Origin of the sequence: Sphingobium quisquiliarum P25 (assembly GCF_000445065.1) — a bacterium.
GTDB lineage: Bacteria > Pseudomonadota > Alphaproteobacteria > Sphingomonadales > Sphingomonadaceae > Sphingobium > Sphingobium quisquiliarum.
Genome location: NZ_ATHO01000044.1, coordinates 1 through 14266, shown reverse-complemented (window position 1 = coordinate 14266; position 14266 = coordinate 1). Strand labels below are relative to the sequence as shown.

Genomic DNA, 14266 nt, shown 5'->3' with positions numbered 1-14266 from the left:
GCGGACGCGGCGCGCGCCATGGCCAAGCGCTGGGCAAAGCTCGTGACGTCCCCCTTACCGCTGGCGGGAGGGGCCGGGGGCGGGCCAGCCCAGACGCCCGCGACCCGTCCACCCGGTGCTGACTTCGAACACGCCACCGGCATCTGCCTCGCGCTCGCCTTCCCCGACCGGGTGGCGAAGCGCCGTTCCGGTGATGGCGCGGAATGGGCGAGCGTGGGCGGGCGCGGCTTCCGGCTCGATCCCTTGAGCCCGCTGGCGCGCGAGGAATGGCTGGCCGTGGGCGAGGTGCAGGGCAGCGCGGCGGGCGCGCGCATCCTGTCCGCCGCCCCCATCGGCGAAGCGGATGTGCTGGCACTTTTCGGCAGCCATGTGGCGGAACACCGCACCGTGCGCTTCCGCCCTGAAACCGGCGGGATCGAGGCCCTGCGCGAACGCCGCCTCGGCGCCGTGCGCCTGTCCTCCGGCTCCGACGACCGTCCCGATTCCAATGCGATAGTTCACTCGCTAGTTGAAGGCGTGCGTCAAGGCGGCCTCGACCTCCTCCCATGGTCCGATGCGGCGCGATCGCTGCGCACCCGCGCGGCTTTCGCCGGGGTGGAGGCGCTGTCCACCGAAGCGCTCATGGCAAGCCTCGACGAATGGCTCCCGCCCTTGCTGGCGGGCAGGCGGCGGCTGGCGGATATCGACCGCTCGCAACTGTCCGCCGTGCTGGAAGGACTGATCGGCTGGGACGGCAAGCAAAAGCTGGACCGGCTCGCCCCGCCCGACTTCCGCTCGCCAGCGGGAAGCAGCCACCCGATCGACTATGCGGCCGAAGGCGGGCCCCGTGTCGAATTGCGGGTGCAGGCGCTGTTCGGCCTCAGCCAGCATCCGGTGGTGGGCAGCGCGCGCATCCCGCTGGTGCTTTCGCTCACCTCGCCCGCCGGGCGGCCGATCCAGACGACGCGCGACCTGCCGGGCTTCTGGTCGGGAAGCTGGAGCGCGGTGGCGAAGGAAATGCGCGGGCGCTATCCCCGCCATCCCTGGCCTGACGACCCGGCGGGCGCGGCGGCGACGCTGCGCACGAAACGTGCCGACGCGCGCGCCAAGCCTTGACTTTGCGCCGCGCGCTGGTGCAACGCAAAGGCGGTTTCCCAAAGGGAGTTTGACGCTTCGATGTCCGCGCGCATCCACCAGATCCAGAAGAACGCCATGCAGTCGGGCAAGGCGAACACCGACAAATGGGTGCTGGAATTTGCCGCCGCCGAAGCGAAGCGGCCCGATCCGCTGACTGGCTGGGCCGGTTCGGGCGACACGCAGAGCCAGGTGCGGCTGACCTTCCCGTCGCGGGAGGCCGCGATAGCCTATGCGGAAAAGCACGGGCTTGACTACAGCGTCATCCCCACCCCGCCCAAGACGCTGAAGATCCAGGCCTACGCCGATAATTTCCGCTGATGGTGGCGGTGGCGGCACAATCGGGCGCGATCATGCCTGATTGCCGCCTTATTCCCTTGCCAAGAGGCGGGGCTTGGGGGCACAAGCCGCCCCTTCATGGGAAAGCCTGAACAGATAATGACGGATCGCCAGCAGATTTTCGACAGCATCGCGGCGCAGATCGCTCCCTTCAACAAGAAGGGTGTCGAACTGACCGAGGCCACTACATTCGCGAGCGACCTGGAATGGGACAGCCTGACCGTCATGGATTTCGTGGCGGCGATCGAAGACGAATTCGACATCATCATCACCATGAACATGCAGGCCGAAATCGAAAATGTCGGCCAGCTTGTGGATGCCGTGGCGAAGCTGAAGGGCTGAACGGCCTGAACAAGATATTCCGTTCGTCCTGAGGAGCGATTGAGCCCGCCGGGCCGAAGACGGCCGGGAGGATATGGCCTGCGAAGGACCCGGAACCGGGCGCGCCTGCTCTGGTACGGACCTTCGGCTGCGCTCAGTCACTGCTCGCGCGAACGGCTAGGGAAATGAATATGACCGAAGCTGCTGAAACCGCCACCGACGCCCACACGCCCGCCGAAGTCGCAGGCGCGCGCGACCTTTTTTCCAAATTCGATCCCCTGATCGCGGAGCGCGAGGCGCTGCTGGCCACGGGCGTGCGCGACCCGTTCGCGATCGTCATGGATGAGGTCAAGTCGCCGACCCTGGCCGTCATCAAGGGCAAGGAAACGATCCTGCTCGGCACCTATAACTATATGGGCATGACATTCGATCCCGATGTGGTCGCCGCAGGCAAGAAGGCCCTGGACGAATTCGGCGCGGGCACGACCGGCAGCCGCGTCCTCAACGGCACTTATCAGGGGCACAGGGAGGTCGAGGACGCGCTGAAGGATTTCTACGGCACGTCCAGCGCCATGGTCTTTTCGACCGGCTATCAGGCCAATCTGGGCATGATTTCGACGCTGGCGGGCCGGGGCGACTATGTCGTGCTGGACGCGGACAGCCATGCGTCCATCTATGACGGCTGTTTCCTGGGCGATGCCGAGATCGTCCGTTTCCGCCACAACAGCGTCGAAGATCTGGACAAGCGCCTTGGCCGCCTGCCCGCCGACGCCCAGAAGCTGGTGGTGCTGGAGGGCGTCTACTCAATGCTGGGTGACGTCGCGCCGCTGCCCGAAATGGTGGCCGCCGTCCGCAAGCATGCCAACTGCATGATCCTGGTCGATGAAGCGCATGGCATGGGCTTTTTCGGCCCCAACGGCCGCGGCGTCTATGAAGAACAGGGCGTCGAAAAGGACGTGGATTTCATCGTCGGCACCTTCTCCAAATCGGTCGGGACGGTCGGCGGATTCTGCGTATCCAACCATCCCAAGTTCGAAGTGCTGCGGCTGGTCTGCCGCCCCTATGTTTTCACCGCCTCGCTGCCGCCAAGCGTTGTCGCCACCGCCGCCACATCGATCCGCAAGCTGATGCATGCAGGCGAAAAGCGGGCGCATCTGTGGAAGAACAGCCAGCGGCTGCACAAGGGGCTGACCGATCTCGGCTTCACGCTGGGGACCAAGGAACCACAGTCGGCGATCATCGCCGTCATCCTGACCGATCAAGCGCAGGCCGTCGCCATGTGGCAGGCCCTGCTGGAGCTTGGCCTTTACGTTAACATGGCGCGGCCACCGGCCACTCCTGCCGGAACCTTCCTGCTGCGTTGCTCGCTATGTGCGGAGCATAGCGATGAACAGGTCGGACAGATCATCGCCATGTTCGAAGCTGCGGGACGGGCGACCGGCGCTCTCGGCTGATCGCGGGCGCTGCGCTCCGGCGACGAAGCGAGACGCAGGTGAGACGAACGGAGGCGACAGGGAGGAACCTTCCTATCCTCGCCATTTCGCCTGCAACGCTGTTCGACTAATGTGTTCATAATGCCGGACAGCTATCTTATGGAAGAGCAGGCGACAGGATGGCGGGCAGCGGTGGGGCGCTTGCTGCCGCTGATCCTTGTCATACTGCTCATCGGCTCGCTCGGCACCCTGCTCTACAATGCCAGCAACGCGTCGCGCGACCATGAACGCGCGTTGCAGGAACAGCGCCGCAGTTTTGAGATCATCGCCCTCGCCCGCGCCTTCGAAGCGAAGACCGCCCGCGCCGAAGTCACGCTGGCGCGCTATGTCATCAGCCTTGATCCCGATGTCGGCCGCCTGTTCCAGGACCAATGGCGCACCGCGTCCAGCCAGTTGAAGCTGCTGCGCTACGCCACCCGCCAATCGGGATGGCAGCGCAACAATGTCCGCGAACTGGAAACCGCCTTCAACCAGCGCGGCAAGACGCTGGCGGAAATCGGCCTGCGCACCACCTATGACCAGAAGATGGCAGCGCTCGGCCAATTCCACCGCGCTGGCCGGTCGGAGGATCTGAAGCGCATTACCGCCCTGCTCGACCGGGTGATTCGCGCTGAAAATGCCCGGTTGCAGGAACGCAGCGTCGCGGTGACGCTGGCGGGCAACCGCACTGAATGGGTGGGCAAGACGTCGCGCCTGTTCGGGCTGGTGCTGCTGGTCTGCGTGCTGTTCGCGCTCTGGATCGCGAACGCCGCCTATACCGAGCGGCGCAATGCCGGGCGCATGGCGGAGATGGAGGCCGAACGCGCCGACCGGCTGGAGGCCGCCGTTGCCGCGCGCACGGTCGAACTGTCCGGCGCCTATGAGCAACTCAAGAAGGAAACGGCCGAACGCGCCGCGGCGGAAGAAAATCTGCGCCAGATGCAGAAGATGGACGCTGTCGGCCAGTTGACCGGCGGCATCGCCCACGACTTCAACAATATGCTGGCGGTGGTCGTGGGCGGGCTGGAGCTTGCCAAGCGCAAGCTTCGCCTCAAGCCCCGCGAAGCTGCCCATCATCTGGACAATGCACTGGAGGGCGCGAATCGCGCCGCCGCCCTGACCCGCCGCCTGCTGGCTTTCGCCCGGTCCGAACCGCTGCTGCCCAGCGCGGTCGATCCCGAAGCGCTGGTATCGGGAATGGCGGACCTGATCGACCGATCTATCGGCGACCAGATCAAGGTTTCGATCATCAACCATGCCAGGGGCTGGCACATTTTCGTCGACCAGCATCAGATGGAAAATGCGATCCTCAACCTGTGCGTCAATGCGCGCGACGCAATGGACGGGCGCGGCAAGCTGGTGATCGAAACCGCGCAGGTCCATTTGGCCGCGAATGAAGTCGGCGAATGCGCGCAGGGCGATTATGTGATGCTGAGCGTCACCGACGATGGCTGCGGCATGAGCCCTGACGTCGCCGCGCGCGTGTTCGAGCCCTTCTTCACCACCAAGCCGGTGGGCAAGGGCACCGGCCTTGGCCTTAGCCAGATTTTCGGCTTCGTGCGGCAGAGCGAGGGCGAAATCCGCATCGATACCGAAGAAGGCACAGGCACTAGCGTCCATATCTACCTGCCGCGCAAGGCGGCTGCTGAGACGGGCGCGCGCACCGATGCATCGGCAGGCGAGCGTGAACCCGTGCTCCACCCCCCCACCCGCATCCTGGTGGTGGAGGACGACCCGCGCGTGCTGAACCAGACAATGGCCGCGCTGGCCGAACTGGGCCATCTGCCGGTCGCCTGCGAACATCCGTCGCAAGCGGCAAAGCTGCTAACCAGCTATCGCGACATCGGCCTGATCATCAGCGACGTATTGATGCCCGACATGACCGGGCCGGAAATGGTGCGCAACCTGCCCCCCGCCTTCGCCAGCCTGCCGGTGCTGTTCGTCACCGGCTATGCGGGCGACACGGCGCTTAGCGCTGACTTTGGCGGCCATGAGGTGCTGCGCAAACCCTATACGCTGATGGGCTTGTCGCAGGCCCTGTCCAACGCGCTTAACGGATCGCACCGCCCCGGAACAGCCGCGGCAGCAGAGTAAGCGCGCCCAGCAAGGGCCAGCGCCGCTGCCACGGCTTGATCTGGATCGCCGTGCCCGCATGGCGGTTGATCTTCCACGCCAGATAATCGATGCCGCCCGCATAGGTGAAGCTCGCCTTGGCAAGCCGGACGACGGACAATATTTTACCGCGCCGCTGAAGCCGCCGCCAGCGCTTGGCTGCTTGGGCCCCAGACGGAGATGGCGGAAGTCCCTGCGCCAGAGCCGCTTGCCCGAACAGGCGGTAACGTTCCGGGTCGGCATCGACGATCGATCGCGAACGCCCCTTCCGCTCCGCGCGCAGCTCCGCATTATAGGTGAGCGAAAAGCCGGTCTCCCACAGGGCAAGCACGTCATCCGGTGCCTGCGTCATAGGCCGGGCAAGTGAAAGCAGCGTCGGCGCGGCGCTGGCGGCGGCGCGAATGGCGCTCCGGCGCGCCTCATCATCCCTGACCCAGAGCAAGCGCGCGGGCTGGGCAAAACGCGCCCAGACCGAGACATTGTCCGCCGCCGGGCTGTTCAGCCGGGCGAAGTCAGCCTGCGACAGCACGGCATATTTGGCGATCAGTCCATCATGCTCGAAAGGGAAGACATTGGGCGGAATCATCCGGTTCGCCGCCGCCAGCCAGCTTTTCCCATAAGCGGCGCGATAGTCCGAAACGATGAGGTAGAAGTCCAGCATCAGCCCATCGAGATTCTTTTCCCGAAGGCAGGAACCATAGAAGAGCACCGCCCGCGCCGCCTGCGGATAACGGGCGGCAATCGCCCCCGCCATCGCAACGGCGCGCGAGTCGGCCGGGGCAGCAAGTTCGGCGGTGACAAGGGACAGGAGCTGGTCGGCCATTGCGCCCCATTATCCATTCGGCGCGGAATTGTCGAAGGCCGCTCTTGATTGTCGGTGAGTAAGCGGACTGCAACGCATCCGGCGCCTCCACAAGGTGCTCCTGCGAAGGCAGATCCCAGTCCCGCCTTCAGAATATTGTGCCTACAGGCCTGAGCCGCTTCTCAGCCCGGAGCCGTCGAGCCACAAGCCTGCATCTTCCAACGGCTTTGCATTGAGGCAAGTGAACTTCGAAAAGCCCTGCCGTTGGGGGAAGGCTGCCCCGCCCCGCGACGCTTCGGAACTGGGCTCCTGCCTTCGCAGAGAACATTGGCGCTTCTGGCGCTCGTCAAAAACGCCGCCGGAACAACAACGAAAGATTATTGGCAGGCATTTCAACCAGGCGCTGAAAATCCAGCGCCTCCTCGTCCGCTATGGCGATCACATCCTCGACCCGCCGCAATCCCCACGCCGCGTCCCGCGCCCTTAGAGACGCATCGAAGGCGAGATTGGAGGGAGCAGTCACGATGCCTTCACGAAAATAAGGGCCATAAAGATAGAGCAGGCCGCCGGGCGGCAGCACCTTTCCCGCGCCCTGCATCAGCCCGATCGCCGCCGCCCAAGGGCTGATATGCACCATGTTGATGCAGATGACCGCATCGGCCTTCTCCACCGGCCACTGCGCCGCGGCGTCGAGCTTGATCGCGGGCAGGAGGTTGGCCAACCCCGCTTCCGCGCGCCACGCCTCGATCGACGCGAGCGCCGCCGGATCGGGATCGCTCGGCTGCCAATCGAGCGCGGGCAGCGCGGTGGCGAAATGGACCGCATGTTCGCCGCTGCCGCTCGCCACCTCCAGCACCCGGCCGGAAGGTGGAAGCTCGTCCCGAAGAACCGCCAATATTGCGTCGCGATTGCGCTCCGTCGCTGGAGCGAAGCGCTTGCCCGCGACGGCGGGGCCGGAGCCCGGTTGCCAAGGCTCCGGCCTGTCCGTCATTCGGCGGCCTGCGCCACCTGCGGCTCTGTCCAGGTGAGCACCGGCTTGCGCGCGGCGAGCGTCTCATCCAACCGGCGGCGCGGCGCGTAATAGGGCGCGCCCTTGAGCGCCACTTCCCCTGCCTTCGCCCGTTCAGCCAGGCTGCGCAGCGCCATGATGAACTGGTCGAGCGCGGCCTTGCTTTCCGTCTCCGTGGGCTCAACCAGCATCGCCCCATGGACCACCAGCGGGAAATACATGGTCATCGGGTGGAAGCCTTCGTCGATCAGCCCCTTGGCGATGTCCAGCGTGGTGAAGCCTTCGGCCAGCCCCTTGTCGCTGAACAGTGCCTCATGCATGCAGGGTCCGCTTTTTCCGAATGGCGCATCCAGCACATCGTCCAGGCTGCGCAGGACATAGTTGGCGTTCAACACCGCATCGCCCGCAACCTGACGCAGGCCGTCCGCGCCATGGCTGAGGATATAGGCGAGCGCGCGGGTGAACATGCCCATCTGGCCGTGGAAAGCGACCATGCGGCCGAAGGTCTGGGCATGGTGATCCTCCGCCGTCTCCTCCTCCACCAGCACGAATTGATCACCCCTGCGCTCAACGAAGGGCAACGGCGCGAAGGGAGCCAGCGCCTGGCTCAGCACCACCGGGCCGGAGCCGGGACCGCCGCCGCCATGAGGCGTGGAGAAGGTCTTGTGCAGGTTGATGTGCATCGCATCGACGCCCAGGTCGCCGGGACGGACCCGGCCGACGATGGCGTTGAAGTTCGCGCCGTCGCAATAGACGAAGGCCCCGGCGGCATGGACCGCGTCGGAGATGGTCTTCATGTCGCACTCGAACAGGCCGCAGGTGTTGGGATTGGTGATCATCACCGCTGCGACATCAGGGCCGAGCCGCGCCTTCAAGGCCTCCAGATCGACGCGGCCGTCCGGGGTCGCGGGAATATCCTCCACCTTGTATCCGCAGAAAGCGGCCGTGGCAGGGTTGGTGCCATGCGCGCTTTCGGGAACGAGGACGACGCTCCGCGCATCGCCCCGTGCTTCCAGCGCCGCGCGGATCGCGAGCAGCCCGCACAGTTCGCCATGCGCGCCCGCCTTGGGGCTCATCGCGACCGAGTGCATGCCGGTCAGCTTGATTAGCCATTCCGCAAGTTCATGGATCACCGCCAGCGCGCCCTGTACCGTCGATTGGGGGCTAAGCGGGTGAAGATCCGCGAAGCCGGGCATCCGCGCGACCTTCTCGTTCAGGCGCGGATTGTGCTTCATGGTGCAGGACCCAAGCGGGAACAGGCCAAGGTCGATGGCGTAGTTCTGGCGGCTGAGGCGCGTATAATGGCGCACCGTCTCCTGCTCCGACAGGCCGGGCAAGCCGATGGCCTCCGTGCGGGCCAGACTGCCGAGGCGGCTTTCCACCTTGGGCGCCTGCGCGAAATCGACGCCGGTCGTATCGGTGGAGCCGATCTCGAAGATCAGCGCCTCTTCCAGCATCAGCGCGCGGTTGCCGGTGGCAGTGGCGGGCGCGGCGTCGGCTTCGGTGACGGCTTGCGGCGCAGTGGGGCGGCCTTCCTTGAGCATCGTCATATCAGAACTCCTTCCCGCACATCATCCGTTCGCCCTGAATGCTGCGATCAGGCCTGGGCTTCGACACGCTCAGCCCGAACAGGGAGAGGAACGACATCATGCCAATTCCTCCTCAAGCGCAGCAGCCAGCGCTTCGACATCCTCCACCGTCACCGTCTCGGTAACGGCGACCACCAGCCCTTGCCCAATCTCCGGCGCGTCAGGGAACAGGCGGCCCAGCGACACGCCCGCCAGCACGCCCTTGTCAGCCAGATTGCGCACCACCTCGCGCGCATCCTTGGACAGGACCAGCGTGAATTCGTTGAAAAAACTGTCGTTGAGCAACTTCACCCCCGGCACCTGCGCCAGCCGGTCCGCGGCCTGCACCGCCAGCGCATGGTTGAGGCTCGCCAGTTCGCGCAGCCCTTTCTCGCCCAGCAGCGTCATGTGGATGCTGAACGCCAGCGCGCAGAGACCCGAATTGGTGCAGATGTTCGACGTCGCCTTTTCCCGGCGGATATGCTGCTCGCGGGTCGATAGGGTCAGCACGAAGCCGCGCTTGCCCGCCGCATCCACCGTCTCGCCGCATAGGCGCCCCGGCATCTGGCGGACATATTTCTGCTTGCACGCGAACAGGCCGAGATAAGGCCCGCCGAACTGCAAGCCGACCCCGATCGATTGGCCTTCGCCCACGACGATGTCCGCGCCCATATGGCCCGGCGCCCGGCAAGCGCCCAGCGCAACAGGCTCCGTCACCACCGCGACCAGCAGCGCGCCCGCTTCATGCGCCGCGTCCGCCAGCGGGGTCAGGTCGGCGATGCGGCCCAATATGTCGGGATATTGGATGACGACGCAGCTTGTGTCCTTGTCGATGCCCGCGATCAGCGCGTCGATATCGGTCGCCGCGTCGAGCCTGGGCGCTTCATGCACCAACGCGTCGCCGGTGAACTTCGCCATGGTACGCGCGACGGAGACATAATGGGGATGCAGGCCGGACGAGAGCAGCGCCTTGCCGCGCTTCGTGATGCGGCGGGCCATGCCGATCGCTTCCCAGCAGGCGGTGGAGCCGTCATACATGGATGCGTTGGCCACGTCGCAGCCCAGCAGCCGCGCGACCTGCGTCTGGAATTCGAACAGCACCTGTAGGGTGCCTTGCGCTATCTCCGGCTGATAGGGCGTGTAGGCGGTCAGGAACTCGCCACGCTGGATCAGATGATCAACGCTCGCCGGGACATGATGCCGGTAAGCGCCCGCACCCAGGAAGAAGGGCGCTTCCCCAGCCGACAGGTTCTTCCGCGCAAGGGCCGCCATGTGACGCTCGACCGCCAGTTCGCTGGCATGGTCGGGAAGACCGGCAATCTTCCCGGAAAGCCGCGCCTCTGCGGGCACGTCCACGAACAGGTCATCGACCGAGGACACGCCGATGACGGACAGCATGTCCTGCCGGTCCGCATCGGTTAGGGGTAGGTAGCGCATGTCATTCTCCACTCCCCTCCCGCTGACGGGAGGGGCCGGGGGTGGGTTTGTTGCGGAGATGGCGCTAAAGGCCTTCCCCTCATTCCTCCCGCCAAAGGGAGGGGACTTTCCTGATCAAAGGCTCGCCACGAACTTCTTGTAGGCGGCTTCGTTCATCAGGCCTTCCAGTTCGCCGGGGTCGGAAATGCGCAGCTTGAAGAACCAGCCATCCTCCTCGGCATCGCTGTTCACCAGAGCGGGCTCATCCTCCAGCGCTCCGTTGGTTTCCACCACTTCGCCCGAGATCGGCGCATAGACGTCCGACGCGGCCTTGACCGACTCCACGACGGCGGCGTCGTCGCCCTTTTCAAAGGTCGCGCCTTCGGCAGGCAGTTCGACGAACACGATGTCGCCCAGCTGCTCCTGCGCATAGTCGGTGATGCCGACGGTGGCGATTTCACCTTCGACATCGATCCATTCATGTTCGTCGGTAAAATAACGGCTCATGCTTCTACTCCCCTCGGAAAAGTCAGGCCTTGCGGCGATAGCGGTGCGGGACGAACGGCATGGGCACGACCGTCGCGCCGATGCGCTTGCCGCGCACCTCGATCTGGAGCGCGGTGTCCAGCGCCGCATGCGGCAGGCTGACCCAGCCCATGGCGACCGGCGCGCCCACGGTCGGCGCGAAGCCGCCGGACGTGACCTCCCCCACCAGAACGTCGCCAGCATAGATTTGCGCGCCTTCCCGCGCGGGCAGGCGCCCGTCGATGCGCAGCCCGACGCGCTTGGACCCTGGCCCTTCGGCAAGCTCCTTCATCACGCGCGCGTGGCCGATGAAACCGCCTTCCTCGCGGCGGCGCTTCTGGATCGCAAAACCCAGGTCCGCGCCAATGGCGCTGACGGCAGGCGTCAGGTCATGGCCGTAAAGCGGCAGCCCCGCCTCCAGCCGCAGCGAATCGCGCGCGCCAAGGCCGATCGGCTTCACCTGCGGCAGGGCGCACAGCGCATCAGCCAGCAGCGCCGCGTCACTGGCCGGAAGGCTGATCTCGAACCCGTCCTCGCCCGTATAGCCCGACCGGCTTATCCACAACGGCACGCCGCGCCATTCGAACAGGCCGCACTGCATGAACAGCAGACCGGCGGTTCCGGGCACCAGCGTAGCCATCGCCTCGCCCGCCTGCGGTCCCTGAAGCGCGAGCAGCGCCTGCTCGTCCATATGGTTCATGACCACTTCATCGGGCAGATGCTCGATCATCCAGCCGATATCGTCATATTTGGTCGCACCGTTCACGACCATGTAGATGGCCGCGCCGTCGAACGCGCCATCGCCCAGGCGCGACACCATAAGGTCGTCCAATATGCCGCCATCCTCGTCCAGCAGCATGGAATAGCGCTGACGGAAGGGCTTGAGCCCCTTGATGTCGCTGGGCAACAACAGTTCCAGCGCGTCGTCCGCACCTTCGCCCGAAAAGGTCAGCTGCCCCATATGGCTGACGTCGAACAGCCCGGCATGATCGCGGGTCCAGGCATGTTCGGCCATGATCCCTTCATATTGGATCGGCATGTGATAGCCCGCAAAGGCGACCATGCGCGCGCCCTTCGCGCGATGCCAGGCATCGAGCGGCAATTCCTGCGGCGGCAATTCTTCTTCCAGATGGGTGACGTCTTCATTGCCGGACATGAGCGGCCTTTCCGTGCGGGTTACTGGCGACAAACGCGCGGGACCGCAGCCGGTCCATCACTTTGCCACCCCCTCTGTCACGGAACCTGAGAGCTTTGACCACCGGCATACGGCCGGACGGCTTACCCCTTCGGTGGGACGGCGCGTGAGGCCATCCGCTTTCCAGAGTGCCTGCCCATGATGCGGTCCTTTGGCCTGAGAGATTCCGGGGCGGTTGCTCCTTCGGCGACGGGTTGGCCTCAAAGGCGTCCCATACTCTCCCGCATCATGCCCAGGGGCCGAATCCAACCGGACCCTGGAGACCCCTTCGCATTGCTGGAAATGCAGCGCGGCGTCAATCGCTCAATCGGCCCCCTCCTCTTTCGCCAGCCGCTGGGCGAGGGAAAGAGCCGCCTTGCGCAGCCGCTCCAGTTCCGCCATCGCGCCGGGGTCGCCCAGCGTGACGCCTCCCAGCCCATCCTCGCCCTCGAACAGGCGCAGAAAGCGGTCGACCCCCGCGAAATTCGAATCCGCGACCAGATGGCGGCAAAGATCGATCCTGCCCGGCCATAGCCGGTCACCCTGCGCGCGCAGAAAAGTGGACAGGTCCTCCATCTGGGCTGCAAGCGCGGCGATCTGGGGATGAAGGTTCATGTGCGCACGCTATGCCGGGCGCAGGACCGGCGCAAGCTCCGCGCATCAGGCGGGCGTCAGCGCTCCGAAAATATCCGCGTGGCGCCGCTCGGCATAGCGGTCCGTCATGCCAGCGATGAAATCGGCGATGTGGCGGCTGCGGCTGGGTTCGTCCGGCGGACAGCCATCGCGCCATTCGGGCGGCATCAGGCCGGGCTGTTCCCGGTAGGCGTGGAACAGGTCCCTCACGATGATGCGGGCGCGGTCGGCCGCCGCGAGCTGCGAGGGGTGATGATAGAGCATGGCGTACATGAAGCGTTTGAGGTCGCGCTCCTGCGCCGCCAGCTCCGGGGAAAAGCCGACCAGCGTCTCGCCAGCGGCGCGCACATCCTCAACCGTGCGAACGCCCGCCCTGCGGATATTGTCTCGCGTGGCGGCAATCAGGTCGTTCGCCATGACGCCGATCTGCTCACGCACCAGTTCGCGCAACAGCCGGTCTTCGGCGACATCGGGATAGCGGGCGCGCACCCTGTCCCAGCAGCTTTTCACCAGCGGCACGCTCAACAACTGGTCCAGCGTCAGCAATCCCGCGCGCAGCCCGTCATCGATATCATGATTGTCATAGGCGATGTCGTCGGACACCGCCGCCAGTTGCGCCTCCAGCGACGCATGGCGGCCAAGGTCCAGCGGAAACAGCGCATCGACCTCGCGCATGGCCCAGCCGGGACGTTCGACCGGACCATTATGCTTGGCCAGGCCCTCCAGCATTTCCCAGCTGAGGTTCAGGCCATCGAACAGCGGATAGGGCGATTCCAGCAGCATCAGCGTGCGCAGCGTATGGGCATTGTGATCGAAACCGCCATGCTGGTCGAGCGCGGCTTCCAGCGCATCCTCCCCGGCATGGCCAAAGGGCGGATGGCCGATGTCATGGGCCAGGCACAGGGCCTCGGTCAGGTCTTCGTTCAGGCCCAGCGTCCGCGCGGTCGTCCGTCCGATCTGCGCGACCTCCAGGCTGTGGGTCAGCCGGACGCGATAATGATCACCATCGGGGGACACGAACACCTGCGTCTTGTGGCGCAGGCGGCGGAAGGCGATGGAATGGATGATGCGGTCCCGGTCGCGCTGGAACATATCGCGCGGGCCGCGCACCTCGCCGCCGATTTCGGGGTGCAACCGGCCACGGCTGTGATCCGGGTGCGACGCATAGGGGGCAAGGCTCGTCATACGGGAGCCTTTACTTGCTCCCCAGCCTTTCGACCACCTCTCCCGCGTCGCTTTGCCAGGCGAAGGCGTCAGCCCCTGCCGTCTTGAGCTTCGATTCCACCGCCTTGGCGCGGGCGAAGCTGGCGAAGGGACCGATCAGCAGCCGGTTGGTGCGGCCCCAGCTTGCGACCCAGCCGTCCTGCGGCGCGACATCGTCATATTTGCGGCGCAGATTCTTGAGCGTGAAGGCCAGCGCGCCGCGATCACTGCCCGTACCGATCTGGACCCAGTTGCGGGACGGGTTCGCCGCCAGGCGGGCCTTTTCCTCCGCCGCTTTCTTCGCCTTTGCATCGGCTTCGGCCTTTGCCTTGGCCGCTGCCGCTGCTTTCGCCTTCTCCGCGGCGGCGGCTTTTTTCGCCTGTTCAGCGGCCGCCTCGCGTTCGGCGCGGCGGGCGGCCTGGAGCGCGGCGATCTCATTAAGGTCTACGGCGGCGACGGCGGGCTGCCGCTCCGACTCTGGCACGTCGATGGAGCGGATAATGTCGGCCAGCGTGCGCGTCGCTTCGGGATTGGGCTGCGGCGGCGCGGGCGTTGCTGCTGCCGAAGCGGCAGGCTGGG

The 14266-nt window shown here is 65.6% G+C and carries 14 protein-coding genes and 1 riboswitch; of the genes, 5 read left to right on the top strand and 9 right to left on the bottom strand.

The genetic code is table 11. The annotated features are described in order from the left end of the window. The 5 genes from L288_RS27165 to L288_RS27145 form a co-directional block, all read left to right on the top strand. Positions 1 to 1095, top strand: a 1095-nt coding sequence (locus L288_RS27165; protein WP_021237310.1) for an ATP-dependent helicase C-terminal domain-containing protein, incomplete at its 5' end; no start/stop codon positions are given. Between the two features lie 60 nt (positions 1096 to 1155). Continuing rightward, a complete protein-coding gene (locus L288_RS27160; protein WP_021237309.1) occupies positions 1156 to 1434 on the top strand; it encodes an ETC complex I subunit in 279 nt (92 codons plus the stop codon). 117 nt (positions 1435 to 1551) lie between these two features. Then, positions 1552 to 1794, top strand: a complete 243-nt coding sequence (locus L288_RS27155; protein WP_021237308.1) for an acyl carrier protein — start codon at positions 1552 to 1554, stop codon at positions 1792 to 1794. Positions 1795 to 1964: 170 nt separating this feature from the next. Continuing rightward, on the top strand, positions 1965 to 3227 hold the full coding sequence (gene spt, locus L288_RS27150) for a serine palmitoyltransferase (protein ID WP_021237307.1): 1263 nt from the start codon (positions 1965 to 1967) through the stop codon (positions 3225 to 3227). A 138-nt stretch (positions 3228 to 3365) separates the two neighbouring features. Beyond that, on the top strand, positions 3366 to 5339 hold the full coding sequence (locus L288_RS27145; protein ID WP_021237306.1) for an ATP-binding protein: 1974 nt from the start codon (positions 3366 to 3368) through the stop codon (positions 5337 to 5339). Here the strand turns inward: L288_RS27145 and L288_RS27140 are convergent. The 9 genes from L288_RS27140 to L288_RS0121330 form a co-directional block, all read right to left on the bottom strand. Further along, positions 5296 to 6180, bottom strand: coding sequence for a hypothetical protein (locus tag L288_RS27140; protein ID WP_021237305.1), 885 nt, complete (start codon positions 6178 to 6180; stop codon positions 5296 to 5298). The genes L288_RS27145 and L288_RS27140 overlap by 44 nt on opposite strands. 325 nt (positions 6181 to 6505) lie before the next feature. Then, positions 6506 to 7150, bottom strand: coding sequence for a DUF938 domain-containing protein (locus L288_RS27135; protein ID WP_021237304.1), 645 nt, complete (start codon positions 7148 to 7150; stop codon positions 6506 to 6508). Next, on the bottom strand, positions 7147 to 8718 hold the full coding sequence (gene gcvPB / locus L288_RS27130) for an aminomethyl-transferring glycine dehydrogenase subunit GcvPB (protein WP_021237303.1): 1572 nt from the start codon (positions 8716 to 8718) through the stop codon (positions 7147 to 7149). The genes L288_RS27135 and gcvPB overlap by 4 nt, the downstream gene beginning before the upstream one ends. A 96-nt stretch (positions 8719 to 8814) precedes the next feature. Beyond that, positions 8815 to 10173 carry an aminomethyl-transferring glycine dehydrogenase subunit GcvPA gene (gene gcvPA / locus L288_RS27125; protein WP_031304026.1) on the bottom strand — a complete coding sequence of 453 codons (1359 nt, stop codon included), beginning with the start codon at positions 10171 to 10173 and terminating at the stop codon, positions 8815 to 8817. 114 nt (positions 10174 to 10287) lie between these two features. Further along, positions 10288 to 10659, bottom strand: a complete 372-nt coding sequence (gene gcvH, locus L288_RS27120; RefSeq protein ID WP_021237300.1) for a glycine cleavage system protein GcvH — start codon at positions 10657 to 10659, stop codon at positions 10288 to 10290. A 22-nt stretch (positions 10660 to 10681) separates the two neighbouring features. Next, positions 10682 to 11833, bottom strand: a complete 1152-nt coding sequence (gene gcvT, locus L288_RS27115) for a glycine cleavage system aminomethyltransferase GcvT (protein WP_021237299.1) — start codon at positions 11831 to 11833, stop codon at positions 10682 to 10684. A gap of 173 nt (positions 11834 to 12006) precedes the next feature. Further along, positions 12007 to 12106: riboswitch (glycine riboswitch) on the bottom strand. 69 nt (positions 12107 to 12175) lie between these two features. Beyond that, entirely contained in the window at positions 12176 to 12466 is a 291-nt protein-coding gene (locus L288_RS27110; RefSeq protein WP_021237298.1) for a hypothetical protein, read from the bottom strand. Positions 12467 to 12511: 45 nt separating this feature from the next. Next, the gene (locus L288_RS27105) at positions 12512 to 13669 is read right to left on the bottom strand and encodes a deoxyguanosinetriphosphate triphosphohydrolase (RefSeq protein ID WP_021237297.1); all 1158 of its coding nucleotides are present in this window, start codon (positions 13667 to 13669) and stop codon (positions 12512 to 12514) included. Positions 13670 to 13679: 10 nt separating this feature from the next. Beyond that, the coding region (locus L288_RS0121330) for an SPOR domain-containing protein (protein ID WP_031304025.1) at positions 13680 to 14266 on the bottom strand (587 nt) is incomplete at its 5' end.

Coding starts and splice junctions, on each gene's coding strand:
- gcvPA (WP_031304026.1), bottom strand. CDS start 10,173: ATGCGCTACCTACCCCTAACCGATGCGGACCGGCAGGACATGCTGTCC.
- gcvT (WP_021237299.1), bottom strand. CDS start 11,833: ATGTCCGGCAATGAAGACGTCACCCATCTGGAAGAAGAATTGCCGCCG.
- gcvH (WP_021237300.1), bottom strand. CDS start 10,659: ATGAGCCGTTATTTTACCGACGAACATGAATGGATCGATGTCGAAGGT.
- L288_RS27155 (WP_021237308.1), top strand. CDS start 1,552: ATGACGGATCGCCAGCAGATTTTCGACAGCATCGCGGCGCAGATCGCT.
- L288_RS27145 (WP_021237306.1), top strand. CDS start 3,366: ATGGAAGAGCAGGCGACAGGATGGCGGGCAGCGGTGGGGCGCTTGCTG.
- spt (WP_021237307.1), top strand. CDS start 1,965: ATGACCGAAGCTGCTGAAACCGCCACCGACGCCCACACGCCCGCCGAA.
- L288_RS27105 (WP_021237297.1), bottom strand. CDS start 13,669: ATGACGAGCCTTGCCCCCTATGCGTCGCACCCGGATCACAGCCGTGGC.
- L288_RS27140 (WP_021237305.1), bottom strand. CDS start 6,180: ATGGCCGACCAGCTCCTGTCCCTTGTCACCGCCGAACTTGCTGCCCCG.
- L288_RS27135 (WP_021237304.1), bottom strand. CDS start 7,150: ATGACGGACAGGCCGGAGCCTTGGCAACCGGGCTCCGGCCCCGCCGTC.
- L288_RS27160 (WP_021237309.1), top strand. CDS start 1,156: ATGTCCGCGCGCATCCACCAGATCCAGAAGAACGCCATGCAGTCGGGC.
- L288_RS27110 (WP_021237298.1), bottom strand. CDS start 12,466: ATGAACCTTCATCCCCAGATCGCCGCGCTTGCAGCCCAGATGGAGGAC.
- gcvPB (WP_021237303.1), bottom strand. CDS start 8,718: ATGACGATGCTCAAGGAAGGCCGCCCCACTGCGCCGCAAGCCGTCACC.